21 protein-coding genes are annotated in these 19,162 nt (G+C 44.1%); 14 read left to right on the forward strand and 7 right to left on the reverse strand.

All coding sequences use genetic code 11. The features are described 5' to 3' along the window. Positions 1–57: 57 nt before the first annotated feature. The 6 genes from ACYJZR_RS06815 to ACYJZR_RS06840 form a co-directional block, all read right to left on the reverse strand. Positions 58–1,227 carry a DUF4056 domain-containing protein gene (locus tag ACYJZR_RS06815; RefSeq protein ID WP_406966321.1) on the reverse strand — a complete coding sequence of 390 codons (1,170 nt, stop codon included), beginning with the start codon at positions 1,225–1,227 and terminating at the stop codon, positions 58–60. Between the two features lie 95 nt (positions 1,228–1,322). Next, a complete protein-coding gene (locus tag ACYJZR_RS06820) occupies positions 1,323–2,504 on the reverse strand; it encodes a BamA/TamA family outer membrane protein (RefSeq protein WP_406966322.1) in 1,182 nt (393 codons plus the stop codon). A 10-nt stretch (positions 2,505–2,514) separates the two neighbouring features. Then, a complete protein-coding gene (locus ACYJZR_RS06825) occupies positions 2,515–3,417 on the reverse strand; it encodes a hypothetical protein (protein ID WP_140243386.1) in 903 nt (300 codons plus the stop codon). A 114-nt stretch (positions 3,418–3,531) separates the two neighbouring features. Further along, the gene (locus tag ACYJZR_RS06830) at positions 3,532–4,896 is read right to left on the reverse strand and encodes an FUSC family protein (RefSeq protein WP_025570735.1); all 1,365 of its coding nucleotides are present in this window, start codon (positions 4,894–4,896) and stop codon (positions 3,532–3,534) included. A gap of 13 nt (positions 4,897–4,909) precedes the next feature. After that, positions 4,910–5,773, reverse strand: a complete 864-nt coding sequence (locus ACYJZR_RS06835; RefSeq protein WP_461715859.1) for an HlyD family secretion protein — start codon at positions 5,771–5,773, stop codon at positions 4,910–4,912. Between the two features lie 12 nt (positions 5,774–5,785). Further along, positions 5,786–5,998 (reverse strand): DUF1656 domain-containing protein, encoded by a 213-nt coding sequence (locus ACYJZR_RS06840; RefSeq protein WP_005454886.1) that lies wholly within the window; start codon positions 5,996–5,998, stop codon positions 5,786–5,788. A 334-nt stretch (positions 5,999–6,332) separates the two neighbouring features. On the opposite strand from ACYJZR_RS06840, the gene ACYJZR_RS06845 reads away from it, so the two are divergent. The 13 genes from ACYJZR_RS06845 (at position 6,333) to ACYJZR_RS06905 (ending at position 15,686) form a co-directional block, all read left to right on the forward strand. Continuing rightward, entirely contained in the window at positions 6,333–6,464 is a 132-nt protein-coding gene (locus ACYJZR_RS06845; RefSeq protein ID WP_370623268.1) for a hypothetical protein, read from the forward strand. A gap of 219 nt (positions 6,465–6,683) precedes the next feature. Further along, positions 6,684–6,863: a hypothetical protein gene (locus tag ACYJZR_RS06850; RefSeq protein WP_020903854.1), complete on the forward strand. Its 180-nt coding sequence runs from the start codon at positions 6,684–6,686 to the stop codon at positions 6,861–6,863. Between the two features lie 276 nt (positions 6,864–7,139). Further along, the gene (pdxY, locus tag ACYJZR_RS06855; RefSeq protein ID WP_461715860.1) at positions 7,140–7,991 is read left to right on the forward strand and encodes a pyridoxal kinase; all 852 of its coding nucleotides are present in this window, start codon (positions 7,140–7,142) and stop codon (positions 7,989–7,991) included. 123 nt (positions 7,992–8,114) lie between these two features. Further along, a complete protein-coding gene (locus tag ACYJZR_RS06860) occupies positions 8,115–9,014 on the forward strand; it encodes a LysR family transcriptional regulator (RefSeq protein WP_005455031.1) in 900 nt (299 codons plus the stop codon). Positions 9,015–9,059: 45 nt separating this feature from the next. After that, a complete protein-coding gene (locus ACYJZR_RS06865) occupies positions 9,060–9,707 on the forward strand; it encodes a methyltransferase domain-containing protein (RefSeq protein ID WP_193291203.1) in 648 nt (215 codons plus the stop codon). 112 nt (positions 9,708–9,819) lie between these two features. Continuing rightward, positions 9,820–10,185, forward strand: a complete 366-nt coding sequence (locus tag ACYJZR_RS06870; RefSeq protein ID WP_021454243.1) for a hypothetical protein — start codon at positions 9,820–9,822, stop codon at positions 10,183–10,185. A gap of 92 nt (positions 10,186–10,277) precedes the next feature. After that, positions 10,278–10,562 (forward strand): putative quinol monooxygenase, encoded by a 285-nt coding sequence (locus ACYJZR_RS06875; protein WP_461715861.1) that lies wholly within the window; start codon positions 10,278–10,280, stop codon positions 10,560–10,562. Between the two features lie 105 nt (positions 10,563–10,667). Continuing rightward, entirely contained in the window at positions 10,668–11,270 is a 603-nt protein-coding gene (locus ACYJZR_RS06880; RefSeq protein WP_024701682.1) for a histidine phosphatase family protein, read from the forward strand. Positions 11,271–11,418: 148 nt separating this feature from the next. Next, positions 11,419–11,754 (forward strand): hypothetical protein, encoded by a 336-nt coding sequence (locus ACYJZR_RS06885; RefSeq protein ID WP_005480730.1) that lies wholly within the window; start codon positions 11,419–11,421, stop codon positions 11,752–11,754. Between the two features lie 2 nt (positions 11,755–11,756). Next, positions 11,757–12,230: a GNAT family N-acetyltransferase gene (locus ACYJZR_RS06890; RefSeq protein WP_180921045.1), complete on the forward strand. Its 474-nt coding sequence runs from the start codon at positions 11,757–11,759 to the stop codon at positions 12,228–12,230. Positions 12,231–12,466: 236 nt separating this feature from the next. Next, entirely contained in the window at positions 12,467–13,885 is a 1,419-nt protein-coding gene (locus ACYJZR_RS06895) for an SLC13 family permease (RefSeq protein ID WP_025624168.1), read from the forward strand. A 3-nt stretch (positions 13,886–13,888) separates the two neighbouring features. Next, the gene (locus ACYJZR_RS06900) at positions 13,889–15,226 is read left to right on the forward strand and encodes a sensor histidine kinase (RefSeq protein ID WP_025589164.1); all 1,338 of its coding nucleotides are present in this window, start codon (positions 13,889–13,891) and stop codon (positions 15,224–15,226) included. Further along, on the forward strand, positions 15,213–15,686 hold the full coding sequence (locus ACYJZR_RS06905; protein ID WP_005454901.1) for a response regulator: 474 nt from the start codon (positions 15,213–15,215) through the stop codon (positions 15,684–15,686). Before ACYJZR_RS06900 ends, ACYJZR_RS06905 begins: the two co-directional genes overlap by 14 nt. Positions 15,687–15,794: 108 nt before the next feature. Here ACYJZR_RS06905 and scrG read toward each other — a convergent pair whose 3' ends face one another. After that, positions 15,795–17,594 (reverse strand): regulatory protein ScrG, encoded by a 1,800-nt coding sequence (gene scrG, locus ACYJZR_RS06910; RefSeq protein WP_140281041.1) that lies wholly within the window; start codon positions 17,592–17,594, stop codon positions 15,795–15,797. A gap of 345 nt (positions 17,595–17,939) precedes the next feature. Between scrG and ACYJZR_RS06915 the strand changes: the two genes are divergently transcribed. Beyond that, positions 17,940–19,151, forward strand: a complete 1,212-nt coding sequence (locus ACYJZR_RS06915) for an HD-GYP domain-containing protein (RefSeq protein WP_461715862.1) — start codon at positions 17,940–17,942, stop codon at positions 19,149–19,151. The last annotated feature ends 11 nt before the right edge of the window (positions 19,152–19,162 follow it).

A 19,162-nucleotide genomic window follows, 5' to 3' on the forward strand; every position in this document is an offset into this window, starting at 1 on the left:
CACTTTAGGGTATGTCTTTCTTAATGAGAGATCATGTACAGCTGTTGTTTCTCTAAATTACTTCTCCGTCACATCTAACGCTTTCATTTCTTGACCATCTTGTAACTCTGCATACTTGGCAATGACAGGAAACTGAGTATGTTCGATACGCTCTGACCAGATACGTTTTGGGATGTGGTTGAAGGTATCTGCGTAACTCGGCGCTACTTCAAGTACTAACTTGGCAATGTTATCTAGATCCAGCGACTCTACAGATGCTGGTATGGTGAGCACTATCGCGGGAGATTGCGCGAGATACTGTAAGTTCGAGTTCTCTTTTCCTAATAACTCCGGTGTTAGTCGGTGGGGCGTTTGTACATCTCCTAGGTCATAGTGACGTTGCAGAACCATGAATTTGCTTGGGATTGACTCGTGTGAGTTCCACCATTTACCGTCGACGGCGGCTAATACCAGTTTTGATTGAGATTTATCAACGACGCCAAGTTCTTGCAGACTTGCATTGAGAAGCAAGCTGACATTTTGGTTGTATTCTCTTTCGCTCAGCATCTTATATTGTTGAATGAGGTTAAGTACAATTTTAGCTCCCAACATGTTGGAGTAGAGATCTTCAAGCGAGTAGGCGGAAATGGTTTCTGGCCAACCTGAAAAATTTGCGTAGCCGTGCCACTGGGCGATCTCGTGGGATTCAGCCTTGAAGTAGGCTAAGCGTGCGGCTAAATGAGCGGCCACAGACCACCTTTGTTCATCGGTTAGAGAAGATGCGTCGAACGAGGCCATCTCGATGTATCTTGGCCCTAATTCAGCAGGTAAATCAATGCGATGGGCTTGGCCTAAGTTGGCGAGTATCTCGAAAAATAAGCCCATGGTGTCATCGGCGGTATCGCGCACATGGGCGAGGTCGATAAAGCCACCTTTTTGCGTGTATAAGATTCCGTTATTTTCGCTACCGCCATGACCCAATGCCGATGAGGATGACGGTGTGTAGTGATATATCCCGCTGGCAAACTTGTGTGGGCCTATCTCCTCAAGTTCGACAACGTTGTTCAGTCGAAAAAAGGGCACTGGAACTGGCCCAATTTTGACTTTCTGCATATCCCCAAAGGCACAACACGGGCGTACGTTCTGCGGTACGGTCAATTGAGGGTAGCGAGACTCATCCAAATACCAATTTTGATTGGTCTTCAGATCACCTGCGAGCATATCAGCGGCCTGATTCGAACTTGGCATCGCATGAATTGCCCAATTGTCGGACGAGCATCCAGCCAAGAAGGTACAAAGGGTGGCAGTGTAAAGAGATATAAAAAGTATACGGTTCATTTCAGTTAAAACGCTTCATTAATTGCAAAGTAAAATCCACTTTGATCGTTACCAAAGCCGATATCTAAGCGCAGGTTAACTCGCTGCTTGATTTCAAATCGGTAGCCAACGCCGACAGAGTAGAGCCATTCGTCTTGACCCAGTTGATCAAATTCTTCAGCCAGTGTGCCTGCTCCTAACCAGTACACTATGCCATGGCGCCCAGATAGCGGCTGCCGGTACTCTACTTGGGAAATCAGCATATTTCTGCCGCGATATTGGCCTTGTTGATAGCCACGAAGAGCCTCAGCGCCTCCGAGCATTGCCATTTGATCCCAGCTCACGTCGCCGAAGTTGGATTCGGAGCGTATTTGCCAGGCCAAAACACCAGGAATTGACGATAGGGCACGATAATCGCTGTAATTAAGCCTCACACGTTCAAAATCATTATCTGAGCCTAATTCAGTGCTGAAGTGCTTGTATTCAAGCTCAATCAGCCTGCCTTTTAAGGCATTTAGGGCGAAGTCCCGAGAGTCATAAGTGAGGTTGAGCATGCTGCCAATATTTCGCTGCGTGCTAGGAAACTCCGCCAAATCATCACCTATCCAGGGGATGTGTGTATTTTCTTGTTTGGCGTTGGACGCTTCATTGTGGAAAAAGGAGAGCCCTATGCCTAAGTAGGTAAATGGTAATACACGCGTCATACCAGTGATTGAGGCGGAATAACTGCGTCGGTCATAATTAACTCGTTCATTGTGCATTCCTGCATCAACGCCCATACCATGAAATACATCGGGAGAATCCGTTAGTTCAGCGTCAACAAACAAGCGGTATTTATCGTTGTTTAAGTAGTTGGCATTGTTGATAGATACCCCATAAGCACCATTTATTGACCCAAAACCGTTAACGGTAATAGAGCTTGGTTGTGAGTCGATGTCATTGATATCTGGCTTATAGAGGCCGACCGCCGAGACGCCAATACCAAACTTTTTCTCTGGAGTATAAAAGGGGCCGGGCATGACACTCCAGTCGATGCCTTTTTCAGGATCGAACTGACCATCCGCGCCTAGTTCCAGCAATAAGTTCTCAAGCCACGCTTGATATTGCTGATAGCTTGTCAGTTCATGCGTTTCTGACTCTTGCAAAGCCTCTTCGGCGAGAGTTGCTCCAGATAGAAATAGACAAACAATAGGAAGTAATCTTGTCATGCTTTCAATCCTAGAATCGACGACCTAATGAAAAGAATAAGGTCTCACGTTCCCCAAATCCGGCCTCCATCAATATCTCCCAGTCTTTGTTAAAGGCATATTGGAAACCAAGCACACTGTTCCAGTTCTCATCGGCACTTTGACTGACATTGAAGTCTGCATTAGGGCTTAAGTTTTCAACTAAACCAAGTAGTTGTGGTGGTAGGTTTAAGCTTTTGAGGTCACCAGACAATTCTTGTTGAACATTTTGATACATGGCTCCAACAAATACGCGCAGTTCGCGTCCGCCATCGTATTGCCAGCGATATCCGACTCTAGGGGCAGCCACGAAGGTTTTAATATTGCCATCAATGGCGGCTATGCTGGTGTAGGTGTAGTTCATATCGAGTAGTGCGAACCAATTTCCCACACCGCCAGCTAATGTGGTGCCTGCTCCATAGGTTCCTCCGTCCATCTCTAACTCAAATGCGGCGCTATCCGGTAGTTCGTCACCCGCGGCATCGAGCAGCGAACACAGAACTTTGTTTCCGATACCTTGCACGGAGGAAGTATCGCAACTTAAAGCGTTAATTTTTGCTGTGCTCGTGCCTTGGGTATAACCAATAATTCCATAGATATTCATAAACGGGAAAATCCACACGTCTCCCCTTAGAGTAATATTGGAACCTTTAAAATCGGCGTGGTTAGCATCAATATCAAGCGCCTCTAGTACCGGATGTCCTGTTAAATCAATACTGTTGACCGTGATTGGATTGCTCATATCCATGTATGAAAGGGAAAGACCATAAGGTTTTGGCAGTGAATAGCCACGCTTTTCTGCTTCATCTCCCCAAATAGGGAAAAATGAATCTTGAGCAAAACTTAACTGGGTAAATAAAGTGGTTAAAAATACCAGTCCTATTTTTAATTTCACAATGGTCTCTCTTTAATATTATAAATACCCATTTTCTAAAAATGTGTATGTGTTATTTCAAAATTTATTTTGATAATTCATCACATGAATAGCATGGCTATTAATATCGAGTTTCTAAACTCTGCGCACATTTTGAGGTTTACAAAACAGGTCAGAAAACAATTTGCCGATCAGAAGAATAATTAAAATATTCGTCAGCATTAAAATTGGTGTTTCAATTCTATATATTGGAGTCAGGTTTAACGCGCCGGAGGTCAGTACAACCAATAGATTAATCCCTAGAACTCGATGAATCAGCATTTTGGGTGTTGAAAATACCTCCCAAATTACTATCGTGTTGATGAAGTAAAATAACGCTAACTGCCATAGCTCAGTCATGAGTGGCATCAAAAACACGTACTCCAGTAGAATTACGGTTCCTGTGCCTATAACACCAAAGAAAGCATCTTTAAGTACGCTCGGTGGCATTGTCGGTAGGATGCAAGAAAAAGCCGCTGCGATCATCGGAAAAATAGAACCACCGGGTATTGGGAGATAAATCCAAACGAGCAATGATGTTACGAACATCGACACGCCGTGAAAAACTTTACGTTTATCCTCTTTGATATGTTGGGAAAATGTTCGTTTCCCTTGGCGAAGTGATGAGTTAATGCTTTCTATTTTATTGCTATTTTTGACACCAATGAGCGAAGTTTGAGGCTTATCTACATAAAAATTTTCTAACTGCTCGGTTAGAGCTTTCCATTCTGCACTGTTTGAATTTGACTTATCCCCTCTGTTTAGTAGTTTGTCTTGAATGTGAGTCAATTCGTTGACTCGCTCAAGCCAAGCACGTCGGTGCTGTCTGAGCCGATAGCTACCTTTTAACGGTAGGTTAAGCAGTTGATAAAGCTTGTTGATATTTCCTGAATTGGCTTCTAGCGCTTCAAGGTTAAAGTCGTGCTTATTTTTAAGAGCTTCCAGTAGCAACGTTCGACTATTTTCAAACTGCTGAATGAATTTCTGCTCAGTATTTACTGGCCAAATAACTCGATAAACAACAGAGAATGTTATTACACCTAGAACTGTTTCTTGAAGTCGTAATATCGCGAAATGAAATATAGTTTGGTCGTCAAATTGACCCATACAAGCAACTAACGCACAAACCGTAAAGGCCATCGAAAATATGTAGCCATATTTCTCGTCACTCGACATGAAAATACACAAGCCAAGAAACAGAGTTAAAAAGCTCAAAAACAAAAATGGATCTTGAGGAAACGTACCAATTAAGAAAAGCGCATAAGCGATTCCGATGAGCGTTCCCCAAACGCGGTTGTGTCCTTTATGAATTGAGTGGGCAAAGCTTTCATTTAGTGCCATAACAGCAACCGCAATGGCCGCCCAATAAGGTTTTTCCCACTGAAACCACAGTGCAAGGCAAATAGCGACAACAATTGAGAGCGCTGCTTTTATTGCTTCTTTAGTCGATGAACTCAGCATGACCTTCACCTAATTAGTGTTTGATGATTTTTATCGATGCCGTCATGCCTACGCGAAGCTGCAGATTTTTTGGCATTTCATTCAATGTCACTTTGACTGGGATACGTTGAGCTAAGCGAATCCACTGAAAGTTAGGGTTCACTGTTGGCAGAAGGTCATTTCCTGTTGTGCCATCTTTTTTCGCAATGCCAAAACCAATGCTTTTGATTTTGCCTTCTAACGCGACGTCATCATGCATGAGTAATGTCACAGTTGCGCGGTCGTTAGGGGCAATGCCCGCGAGGTCTGTTTCTTTAAAGTAACCTTCAATCCAGAAGCTATTTTCATCAATAAGGGCGACAACAGGGGAGTTAGCGACCACTTGAGAGCCCACTCGAACGTTTAGATTGGTGATGTAACCATCGGTCGGCGCGTAAACTTTGGTGAAGTCCAAGTTAAGCTGCGCTTCTTCAATGTTCGCCTTCGCAAGTTCAACATTTGCCTGCGCTGTTTGTACGGCATTGTGTAAATTGCTAAGTGTTAACGCAGGCACTGCACCGTGCGTACGTTTCTCTAATTTTCGTGCTCGCTGTTCTTCATTTTGTGCCTTTGCTAGCAATGCAGTCGCTTGTTTCTTGTTTGCCAGTGCTTTGTGGTAAGACGCAACGTATGTGCTTGGATCAATCTCAAACAGCAAATCTCCCTTTTTTACTTTTGAGTTATCAGCAACATACACCTGCGTAACCTGCCCAGTGACTCGAGGCGTAATGGAGATAACATAGGCACTCACCTGTCCGTCTCGCGTCCATGGATTGTTTGTGTATGTTTGGTAGTGGGTGTAAAGCACAGTACCCGCGGTACACAACAAAATAAGGGTAATGAGATAACGTTTGATCACAGTGTGCTTTCCTCAAAAGATCGAAATAAATTGGCCAATAACGCCGGTAAAAATGACAATCAGACTTAGCTCTGCCAGTGCAGGGAATGCAACGTACTTATGTAGTCCGCATCTCGTTGCTAGCGAAGTTACCATCGTGGTCAGAACGTAAGCCAATCCGATGACTAAAAGCAGCGGCGGGAAATAGATTTCACCCCATACCAGCTCGTGCGGCATTGTGTTCATGAAGTTGTCTCGTTTGTCTTGGATGAGGCAAAGATAAGGGAAGAGATGAAAAGCAGATAATCGCATTTGTAGGACGCCATCCTACAAATGGTGTAAGTAAAATCTGAGCCTTGTTCTGCACCGAAAAACCGAAGAGTGATGCGCTTGCTACTCAAAGCCTGAACAGTAGAGCTATTACCAGCTCATCAATGCCCGTTTTTGTTCATGTTAGACAATGAATCATTGAATCTTTGACTAAGCTTACTCAAGGGCAGTGTTCGTCGATTTGGCCGGAAACGATTAATGCCCTGACGATAGAAGTTTAGAGTTCGAGCTTCGATTTCACATCAACTCCATTGATGATCGTTTACCAACATTGCATTTGGTGAATAAGAGAATTAATCAACTCTTCAAAGAGAATCATGTTGAAATCTCTTACCCTCAAATTGATGTTCACATGAAGCATGCAGATCAGAAAAAGCGCTGACTTGTAACACTTCGGCGCATTCCTATGTCACCAGCTCCCAAAGGTGATGAGCTCTGTGAGTGAAGCTTTTGATGGTTGTCTATTACGTCCTTATACGATGAAACCGTTTGTAGGGTTAGGTCCTACATAAGCGATTGGTTGAGGTAACGCTTTTCGATAATACTGACCATATCAACGAGCAATAATCCAATTTACTTCCTATTGAAAAGGAAAATGGACATGACAAAACATTCAAAAATTTTCGCTGGCGTCGCTTCAGCAATTTCCTTTACTGCGGGCGTTTCAGCTTGGGCGGCAGGCGATCAAGACTTTAGCTCAATGCAGATGAAAGGCGTGGAGCAAATCGAAGTTAAGGTCGACTTAGATGGGGCCGCAAAACGCCTATCAAAAGCGGTGTAATTCCCAACAATTTCCAATCAAGATCGCAGTGATTTTGCACAAGATGTTTACACGATTACGGCAATTCAGTTGGAGAATACAACAGAGTTTGAAGGTTTCCATGGTGTGAATGAGCGCATCCGTGTAGACGAATACGGCCGTTCAATTGGTTTCTTCTACCAGCTTATGGATAACCTCGATAATTTGTGAGAACACTTGATAGCGAGGGATTCGAGCGTAATTGCTATGCCGAATACTCAATGAATAGATGTAAAGCAAAGTAATGTAGGCATAGCGATGAAAGGTATCATTTCAATTAAAACTTACGGCGTAGTTAGGCATTTAAGTAGCAGCGTGACCGGGTTTCCTGTTCAACGAATGGGGTTGGACATATGGCCAATCCACGCTGTTCAAAATGCACAACAAACACAAGACCATGAGGTGTTTGTCGGTAGAAGCCTTGTCGATGAATTACTAACGTTGACGGATGGTGTAGAAAGCCTCCGTCAGCTATCTGAATGTGGCGCTGTCATTGCGGGTTATCAAACGGACTCAAAGTTCCGCGATTCAGTTTGTGAGTTGGTTACGCGAGTTAAAGAGGAAAGTCGCCAAGTACTTTATGTCTGTCACCCAGAGCTAGCTGAGCCTATCGCTGATAAAGAATCTCACACTCCATTGTTTGAGAGCCTGATGCCAATGGCCGACGTGATTGTATCGAGTAAGTATGTGCTGGAGCAGTTTACAGGAGTCAAGATTAGTAATGTTGAATCAGCGACGCAGGCTTGCCAAAAGGCCCTCGAAATGGGGCCGAAGCTCATCCTTGTGACAAATATTGAGCTTGAAGAACACTTCACGATGATGCTAGCGACACCGAAATCTATCTATCTAAGTCAAAGGCCGATGCTAGATTTTGAAACGCCACCTGCTGGTGTTGGGGACTTAACAGCGGTGGTGTTTACTGCCTGTTTAGTCAAGCGTATGTCTCCGGTTGCAGCGTTACGTCATACCAATAATGCGGTGTATGGCGTACTAGAGTTGACTTATGACAATGGGAGTTCGGAGTTAGAAACGATCGCAGGCCAGTATGAGTTTGTTGAGCCTACGTTTGATTTCCCTGTCAAGAAACTCATGGCGCTCTCGATGGTATAGAAATCTGGAATAGTAAACCTCGAGGCAATAAACTGTTCGATTGTCACATCTCACTCATTTCTAATGACACGACGGTGAACGATAGTGATATTTTGAGTAAGTCACTGAACGTGGGGGAATAACATGACGTTTAACTTTGAGCAGCTGTTGGCATTTGTCACTGTGTATGAAGAATTATCATTTAGTAAAGCAGCCGTTAAGCTCAATAAGCACCGAACGACAACGGGGCAAGTCATCAGCAATCTTGAAGATCAGTTGGCTATCACTTTATTTGACCGAGTAGGCCGTTCTGTTGAGCCTACCGAAGATGGTCACTTGCTTTATCACTACGCCAAGAAAACAGTCGAACAGGCGAGGATATTTGAAAACATCGCACTGAGCCTTTCTTTCGGAGGTTTGGAGCGCGTGGTGATTGCCTATTCGAGCTTTATGCCGCCTTCTGCTTTGTTCATGATTCGCAAACAACTAGCGAAAGATTTTCCGACCATGCGCGTTGAGTTATTAGTGCGTGATCGCGCTGAAATCAAGCGTGGTATTGTTGATGGCTCAATCCACTTTGGGTTAGTTAATGTGCACGAAAGTAGCGCGATGCACAGCATGGACTCGGTTTTTTTAGGCCACGTCGAGTTCGTTCCATATGTTCAAGCTGGTGGACGATTAGCGAAATTAGATCAGAGCTCTGTCGTTGACGCGATGGTGACCGAGAGACAGTTCATTCTAAAATCGCTAGTCGATGAAGGTTTAAAAGAGAAATTCATATTTTCAGCCAATAATGAGCAAGTCGATCAGCTCTCCGTTGTCATCAATATGGTGCGAGAGGGGTTAGGGTGGTCGTGGCTACCCAAAGCATTAACTAAGCCTCAGTTTAAAGCAGAGGGTATCGAGCCTGTGAGTATCGACCTAATGCTAGAAGGGATGAAGCTGCCGCTTTCAATGTGGTGCCCACACGCGAAATATTTAAAGGATATTAAAGCGTCGATAATGCACGCAGTACATGAACATGTTGAGTCGTACAACCCGTAATGTATTGATAGGTCGATAGCGCTTTAACGCAAGGAATTATCAAGGATGAATATGAAAGCGAACTACCATGTCCACGAGGATATGTATGTTCAAGCCCGAAAAGAGGGCTGGGAAGGATGGGGAGGCAATGAGCGCATATCGCAAGCCATTCTTGTTCAGCGCTTTACTGAGCTAGAAGGAGCTCCGACTTTTGGCAAACTCTTGGAAGTTGGCTGCGGCGAAGGGCATCATTGTCGAGCATTTTTTAAATTAGGCTTTGAAGTAACAGGTATTGATGTTTCACCGACTGCCATATCTTGGGCAAAAGAAAAAGCGAGAGATACTGGCAATCAAGGGGCGTTTTACGTTGCGGACTTGACCGAGAAAACGCTTGAGATTCCAGAGATCTATGATGTGGTGATCGACGGAAACTGTTTACACTGCATCATTGGTGAAGATCGGAATACTTTTCTAGGTCATATCTATAATTCTTTGGTTGAAAATGGCGTTTTCTTTGTGAGCAGCTTGTGTGCCAAAGACCGTAACAGCTACGAAATCACCAAAAATGACCATGTTTATCGACATGTATGTTCACAACAATCTTTGATTACGGAACTAGAACAGTCAGGCTTTCGTGTGGTTACTGCAAACGTCTACGAACGTGAAGAGATAAATCACATTACAATACATGCTGTAAAAGTTGTTTATTCGTAATGAAATCGGTATTGTTTCCAGTCACGCCTTAGATAGCCATTATTAACTATTTATCAAACTCTTATCTAAGGTTTTTATTTCTATTTGCTTGCCGGAAATCAGAAAAATACTAATGAAAATAATATCCAAAGCGTTATTGGCAACGTGTTTTATTGCCTTTACTAGTGTTGCTTCACAGCTTGAAGAGCCTCAAACCGCGGTTTTAAACTACGGACAAACCTCGGTTTCAGCACCGATACAGGTTGATCGAGGATTTGACGTCGTTGAAGACAATGATGAGGAAATCATCGAACTCTCAGGCTCCGTGATTAAGGAATATTCGGATTACGTTGTTGATGTGCTTGTGGTTCGCAAAAGTAAATCTCGTCACTCAAGTCGTGAGTTAAAAACCACGCTCTTTGTCCAGCAAGATCAGCTTGGAAAACCAATGATGATTGGTGGCGTGAACAACGAGGTGTTTACCCTCACGTTAAAATAATTAGGTAACCTTTCAATCCACATTAATGGTTTTAACGCATAACTTGTCGGTTATGCGTTTTTTGTAGATAGTAAAATAGCGATGGAGTCGTGATGTCCAAAGTCATATTAAAAGGATTTATATTGTTGCCTGAAGGGGAACTTGAAACGGTAATAAGTGCGCTGCCTATTCATATGCGATTAACTAAAAGCGAGGCTGGGTGCCTTGTGTTTCAAGTGGTGGAAAACCCTGGCAACCCGTTGCGCTTTGATGTGTACGAAGAGTTTACAAATCGAGATACGTTCGAGCACCATCAACTCCGAGTCAAAGATTCAGACTGGGGGCGGGTGACAGTGAATGTTGAGCGCCATTATGAAATTTTGAATGTTCAGGAATAATGAGGCGAGTCATTCTGTGTCAAAGTTGACTCAAATAGTGTTTTTTGCCCAGTTGGCGACTTTACGTTAGCTTACCTATGAATTTAAACCGTTTAAGGTAAAGAAATGACGAGAAGAATATTCGTATTGCGCCATGGTGAAACAGAGTTTAACGCAGATAAAAAGTTACAAGGTCACTGTAACTCTTCACTGACATCTAAAGGCAGCGACCAAGCAAGGCGCGTCGGCACGACGCTCAAACAGTATGTTGAAAACCGTCCTTTCCGTGTCTACTCAAGTACGCTTGGGAGAGCACTTCAAACATCGCAAATCGTATGTGAAGAGCTTAACTACTCGTATGAAAACCTCAACAAAGAGCCTAGGCTAAAAGAGTTTTCTCTTGGTGAGTGGGAGCAAAGAACGATTCCCAGCTTAGAGCAAGAAATTCCCAACTTATTGGCTCAAAATGACTGGTATCTTCAAGCGCCAAACTGTGAAACTTATGAGTCGGTAAGGGAGCGTTTGTCCTGCTGGCTGAGTGATGTAACGCATGACGAAGACATTGTCGTGGTGAGCCATGGGCTAACAGGCATCGTGCTAAGAGGATTGCTGTTGGGTATGGATTACACTCAAGTTTGGCAGCAAGATTTACCTCAAGATGCCTTTTTCATTATCGAAGACGGTCGAATCACTCGTGTCAACTGTGTGGATACTGTTGAGGTAGTCTAACTCGGTTTGTTTCTGTTTACGTCCACTTGATTTTGGTCAGTAATCAAAATAACTTAGTACACTGGCTTATAGAAAATACGCTTGCAAGGCTGATCATGGACGATTGGTCTCAAATGTACATTTATAGAATGTAATTCAAGGATGGATGATGACGTACAAACAGTGGCTTTTTGCCGCGGTGCTGCTTTTGAGTGGCCCAACTTTACTGCCTTTTACTCTAGAGGCTATTGTGTTGATAGAAATCATCGGAATGGCGGGAGTGGTAGCACTTTATAGCGCTTATTCACAATGGCTTTTTAAACATCCGTTAACGGTTCGGGCTTGTGAGGTCGCGAAGAGCCTAGATATCCAGCCTCAAAGAGTTATCACCAAACCAGATTTACGCTATTTGCCTTATTTATTTCCGCACTATTTGCCAATCAATACGTTGTTAGTGAGCGCGATTGTGACCACGTTTTTGTTTCGTCTGTCTGGAACACTGTAATGATGCTTTCAATACGCAGCTATCGAGCTGATGATGCGCCAACACTATGGACGCTCTTCTACCATACGGTTCGAGAAGTAAACTGCCGCGATTACCAAACAGATCAAGTGAAAGCTTGGGCTCCCGATGATTTTGAACTACAAACTTGGCAAGCGAGGATGGACACCATCACCCCATTTATTGCCGAAATTGAAGGTGAGATTGTCGGTTACGCGGACTTACAGCCAGATGGTTTCATTGACCATTTCTTTTGCCATCACCAGCATCAAAGGATAGGTGTTGGCCGCGCATTGATGGCTCATATTTTCTCTCAAGCGGAGTCATTAGCGTTACCGTATTTGTACTCAGAGGTCAGTATCACTGCTCGTCCGTTCTTTGAACGGATGGGATTTAAAGTGATTAAACATCAAGAAGTTGAAGTGAGAGGGCAACACTTAACTAATTATGTGATGAAGAAGTATCTATCGCGTAATTAGTGAGCTTGGACACAGATAAGAGATGTTTTCTGATGTGAATTCCAGTTCATTGATCTAAGACCAAAATTTCGTTTCAAAACAGTGTACATAATCTCTACTCAGAGTTATCAAACAGGTATGTTTCTATCTCACAACCGCAAAGTTGTTCATAAAAATCAGATTGATAGAAAGATGACTGAATGTGGCTCGAAATGCCTAATGTCATGGCCAACCAACTCAGGAAGAGTAGTAGTACTATGCGCCCATATCTCAAATACATCATCCCAACGGTGATTCCGTTATTTATTTGGCTGATGCCTTTGTCAGCGTTTCCTTTTGACGGCATCACCATCGTCCAACAGCGAGTTATCGCGATCTTTTTGCTGGCAGCGCTCTGTTGGGTGTTCGAGCCTATTCCGATTTATGCCACGTCGGTGGTGATCATCGTGCTTGAGTTATTGCTCGTTTCGAACAAAGGCATTGTCTTGTTTCGAACACAAGAAGGGCTGCCTCATTTTGGCGAACTACTGCAATACCACGAAATCATGGCTACCTTTGCAAGCCCAATCATCATGCTGTTTTTAGGTGGTTTTTTCTTAGCAATGGCCGCAACCAAATATCGTTTGGATGTGAACCTCGCTAGGGTGTTGCTCAAGCCGTTTGGGCAAAACCCTAAGTTTGTCATGTTAGGCCTGATGCTGATCACCGCAATATTCTCGATGTTTATGTCGAATACCGCGACCACCGCGATGATGTTGTCGATATTAACGCCAGTTATCGCCGTGTTTGGGCCTAAAGACCCGGGCCGAATTGCATTCGCGCTGTGTATTCCTGTTGCTGCGAACATCGGTGGTATTGGTACGCCAATCGGTACGCCACCAAACGCGATTGCTCTGAAATACCTCGTGGGTGATAACTTGATTACTTTTGGGGAGTGGATGGTGTTCGGCGTACCATTTGTGGTGATTATGATGGCGCTTGCTTGGCTTCTGATAGGCTATTTATACAAAGCCGAGCAGACTAAGATTGATCTGAACATCAAAAGTAAGTTCCTAAAAACACCAAAGGCGATGATTGTTTACGTCACATTCGCTGGCACCATCATTCTTTGGTTGATGGGCTCAGCGCATGGCATGAACTCATACACCGTCGCTTTAATTCCGGTTGCCGTATTCTCGCTGACAGGGATCATCAACAAAGAAGACCTCAAAAAGATCTCATGGGATGTACTTTGGTTAGTCTCGGGTGGTATTGCTCTCGGTTTAGCGCTCGACAAAACAGGGCTTGCTAAGCTGGTGGTGCACAGTATTCCGTTTGATGAATTCTCGCCTTATGTGGTGCTATTCGGCGCGGCATTCCTCTGCTTACTAATGGCAAACTTTATGTCACACACGGCCACAGCCAACTTGCTGATGCCAATAATGGCTGCGCTTGGTACGTCCATGGCTTCTTTAACGCCATTAGGAGGTGAAGTCACGCTTATTCTTGTTGTGACCTTCGCGGCTTCGCTTGGTATGTCATTGCCTATCAGTACACCGCCTAACGCGCTCGCGCATGCCACTGGCCATGTAGAAAGTAGCCAAATGGCGAGAGTGGGTGCGGTACTTGGTATTGTTGGTGTGCTGCTAAGCTTTGTGATGGTGTGGATTCTTCATACGGTTGGGCATATTGGGTAATACATGTACGAAACCAAGTTAGATGCGTTAGTAGAACGCTACTTTAATCATATCGAACGTCGGCTGACTGTGTTGGCCGGCTCCGTATTGATCGAACAGCAAGGCTACAACGACCGTCTATATTATGTGCTCTCTGGCGAGCTTGCTGGCTTCTATGCGGACGAAGACAGAAAGCCTATTCAGGTATTTTCTGCTTCTCAAGGGGCATTTATTGGAGTGCACAGTTTTTTTTCAGGAACATGGACTGCCTCATCTACGGTTGTTGCACAAACCGATGTAGAACTTGCGTGGATAGAACGCGATACGCCAGCCGTTGAAGAAGAAACTTACGGGCCATTAACCACACAGTTTATGCCCGTTATGGTGAATGAGTTGTCTCGCCGTCAGCGGCGCGCGATGCAAGAAGCGATAGCAAAAGAGAAGGCGCTGCAAAAGCTCCACACCGCAGAGCAAATGACAACACTCGGTCAGTTAGCCGCAGGTATCGCACACGAACTTAACAATGCGATTGGTGTGGTCAGCAGTAAATCGGAGCGTTTAGAGTCCGTCATCATGACGCTGCTTGAAGAAGTGCATCCAGAGGCGAGTCAGTTCTTTGATTTTGGTTTGATGCAAGGGCAAAAAGTATCGTCTAGTGAAGCGAGAAAGCGCGGTCGTCATTTCGAAAAATATTATGGGTTGCCTAAAGAGTTGGCGCGTGATTTAGCGCGAGCCGTGCCGAGTAACTACCTCTCGGAGCATTGGTTAAAAAGGCCAGAAGAGGCGATTCGTTACTGGCAAGTTGGGCGAGACCTGCACGACTTGCGTATCGCGTCTAAGCATACGGTTGGCATTGTTCGTTCCGTTAAGCAATTGGGCAGAACGGATATCGACCTTGATGAGGCCATCAACATTAACGATTCAATAAATCGGGCATTGGCGTTGCTGCAGAGTGATTTGAGGCGCGTTAGTGTGCGTTTCAGCCCTGCAGAACTGCCGGTTTTTATTGGATCGCAAACTGAGCTTGTTCAAATTTGGGTGAATATTTTAAAAAATGCGTGCGATGCGATGATTAACATTGAGTCGCCGACCATTGAAATTCATACACGCGTGAGCAAAGGAAAGATTTTAGTCACGATCGCCAACAACGGCCCTGAAATTGATGAGGCCACGCGCCGAAAAATATTTAGGCCTAACTTTACAACGAAGAAGGGCGGATTGTCTTTTGGGTTGGGGCTTGGGCTCTCGATCGTTAAACGAATTATTGCAGGTTACAACGGTTCCATTGTCGTAAAAAGTGACAGTGAAAAGACCATTTTTAGAATCAAATTACCGGTAGAGGGTGAACATGGAGAAGCTTAATTTAATTTGCGTTGATGACCAACGAGAGGTGTTAAGCGCGGTTCTACAAGATCTAGAACCGTTGAATAAATGGCTGAATATTGAGGATTGTGAGTCTGCTGATGAAGTGCTTGAGCTGATGGATGAACTTGATGCTGATGGTGAAATGATCGCGTTAATTATTTCGGATCACGTGATGCCAGGTAAAACGGGTGTTGAGCTGCTGACGGAAATTTCCAAAGACAGCCGCTTTGTTCGCACTCGCAAAGTCTTGTTGACTGGGCAGGCCACGCACACTGATACGATCAATGCGATTAACTCTGCGGGCATCGATCGCTATTTCGAAAAGCCTTGGCAAGCCAATCAGTTGATTGAGTGCGTAAGAAACCTCGTTACACAATACATTTTTGATATGGGGCTCGATTACACGCAATATCACGAGCACTTAGATCAAAACGTTGTGTTTGACCGCTTAAGATAGGTGGATAAAGTTAACCTGAGTTTTCGCCACAGCCACGTTCTGTTTTGATATAAAAATCGGTGACTAAACGGTGGCTGTGCGGAACAGGTGAGAATGACAAAATTCGAACTACGAATTCAATGAATATCGGCTAGCACTTGCGACAGATAAGGGTTTTGAGAACCAGTAACCTTGTAAATAATCGACGCCCATCTGAGTAAAGAAGTCGCACATCTTCGCATCCTCAATGCCTTCAATTACTACCTCAATATTGTTCTCGTGGCACATTGCAATCAAAAACTTTAGGTACTCTCGCGAAGAGTGGTTTGTCAGCGTTTTCCAAGCCATCGATTTATCGATTTTTATTTGCGTCATCGGTAAATCAAAGAAGCAGTTTAAAGAACTGTACCCGGAACCAAAGTCATCCAAAGACAACGCAAAGCCCAACTCACGAAGCGTGTTTAAGGGGGCCATAGCCGTTTGGTTGTTATCCAAAATGAATGTTTCGGTGAGCTCTAGCACGATAGACTGAGGTGCGACGCCAGCTTTGTCAGCCATGGCTTTGATTCTTGAGGGAAACTCACCATTCATAAGCTGAAGAACGGAGACGTTTACGTTCACTCTTACTTCATTTTGGTAGCGTTCGCGGTATTGTTTTATGAACTGACATGCTTTCGCGAATACTTGATAGCCTAGCTCGACAATCAAGCCTTTGTTCTCGGCAACGGGAATAAACTCATCGGGATAAATTTCGCCAAACTCTTTGCTACGCCAACGAACGAGAGATTCAAAACTCACCACTTCGGAGCTTTTTGCATTAATGATTGGTTGAAACTTCACACTCAAGGTTTGCTTTTCTAGTGCGCTTTTCAAACCTTGCTCGATAAAAAAGTACCGATCTACCGCGTGTTGAGTGCGTTGGCTGTAAATGGCAATCCTATCTTTATTTTGTTCACTGGCGTATTGGCATGTTCTTGCAGCTTTACGCAAAATTTCATCAGCAGAGTGAGCAGGGTCGATACAAGGGTACAAGCCAATGCTGATGTTACTGCCAAGATACTGGCCTTCTTCTACAACGGCTTCGTGATAGGTTTGTTTTATCGTCTCGGCGTAAGCTTGAAGCGTGTCTATTGAGCAATCGTCCTGAATTAAAATTGCGAAATCGTCATCATGTACGCGATACACTGAGCAGTTGGGGGATGGCAGATGACTGAGCGTTTGCAGCAGCTTTTCCACCAAGCCATTGACCAGTTCATTGCCGTACTGGTTCAGATAGGATTTGATCTCATTGATTTGGATATAGCAAATCGACGTTGGCGTGTCTGTCGAACAGACGTGTTCTTCAATATCAAGCAACAAATGCGCGCGGTTTGCCATACCTGAGGCGTTATCATGGAACGCGACTTGATGAATGTAGCTTTCCATTAATTTACGTTCAGAAATGTCGCGATGGCTACCCACCATATAATGACCATGCTCAGTTTCTTTGGTCATCGCAACGCCTTCAATCCAAACGTATTGCCCGTTGGGTTTGCGCAGGCGGTAAGTGGTTGTGACGCGCTTATTGTCGGTATTAATGTGGGCATCGACGCGCTTGGACAGTCTTTCCCTATCCAACGGATGCACTAAATCCAACCAACGATCTAGGTTGATGCGTCCAGCATTGATTCCAAGTTGCTCATAAAATCCCTGATTGTAGAAAACCATCGTCCCGAACTCGTCCATGTAGAAGAGGCCTTCGTTGAACACATCAAAGATATGAATAAAGCGTTCTTCGACGATCTTGAGAAACTCGCGATCATTGTCTGAGGCCTGTTGATCAAAAATGGTGGTCAAGACATGTCCTCCTCGTGCCTTACTGGCAACAGAGATGAGTGGGCGTTCCTGTAACAGGGAAATGAAGTAATCATGCGCATTATTAAGATACAAATGCTAATTTAAAATAGTAGACAGTCATGTTCTTGCGCTTTCAAATGAATAAAACTTCGTTCAGTTTAACTTGCTGATCATCGATATTTATAAAACTTAGTCAACAGTAAATCGTGTTTATATGAAATAGTTATTGATGCATTCCTCAAATTATTAAAATTAGTGAATAATGCTGTCATTTATTGAGCTAAGTCCATAAAAATAAAATGGTTTTATGAAGTAAATCGCTCTATTAATTGATTGAATGCTCATTAATTGAAATGAATTGAGGATTCTTATAACAGCTATGCGCGATATCTTTTATAATGCACGCGTTACCTAATAGTATTTAATAAATGTCACCATATGCAGTACAACCCAGAAGACTCAATTAAAATTGCAATCGCAGATGTAGCTGTCGGCATGTTTGTTACCGCGATAGAGCATAACAAACGAGTCAATTTAGCCAATGCTGGTCGAGTTTCGAGCGCAGAGGGCATTAAAAAGCTTCGCGCAAGTGGCGTGGAATTCGTTTGGGTTGATCAATCACTTTCTGCTCAGCAGTGCGTATTCAAACCCGTCGAAGAACCTATCGATATCGAAGTAGGGGATAAAACGCTTTCCGTATCAAGCAAAGTCCAACGTGCGTATCGCTCGCGAGAAGTCCAACACAAGCGTGCTAAAAAGCTGATTGCGGAAGCAAAAGGCCTAGCGCAGAAACTTCTCAACCAAACTTTTGAAGGCAAAGTTATCCAAGTCGACGAGATTGAATCGTGGGCGGATGACATGATCGAAAGTGTATTTATTGATTCAGACGCTTTGCAGTGTGTTTCTGCATTGCGCCAGAAAGATTCTTATTTACTCGAGCACTCAGTAAATGTCGCCTGTCTGCTGGTTTCGTTTGGCAAACACTTAGGCTTAGACAAAGATACCCTCAAGCAATTGGCGATTGGTGGCATTATTCACGATGTGGGTAAAATCAAAGTGGACGATAAAATTCTTCACAAGCCAGCGCGTTTAACGCCAGAAGAGTTTGAGCACATGAAGTTGCACCAAGTCTTCGCGGGCGAGATCATCGTTGAAGTGAAAGGGTTGAGCGATGTCAGCCGAGACGTGTGTTTAATGCATCATGAAAAGCTTGATGGAACGGGGTATCCGCGCAGACTATCGGGCGACGAGATTCCGATTCATGGTCGCATGAGTTGTATCGTCGACATTTATGACGCGCTCACCGCTGATCGTTGCTACAAAAAAGGTATGAGCTCAGCAGAAGCATTTAAGATTTTGCTCAGTCTAACGCCTTTCCATCTTGACCCTGACCTGGTTTACAAGTTCATCAACTGCATTGGTGTGTATCCAGTAGGTTCTATCGTGGAACTCAGTGATGGCCGAGTGGGTATGGTGTGGTCTTCGAATCCATCTCAAGCGTTAAAGCCAGAAGTGAAATGTTTCTACTCCCGTAAGTACAAACGATACATTGATGTCGCGATGGTGGATTTAAAAACAAGTACGCACAAAATTGAAAGAGCGATAGCGCCTTCATCGTTAGAAATCGATCCAAAACCGTTCTATGACTAAATCGGTACTTA

The sequence above is a fragment of the Vibrio sp. RC2502 genome (assembly GCF_054850435.1).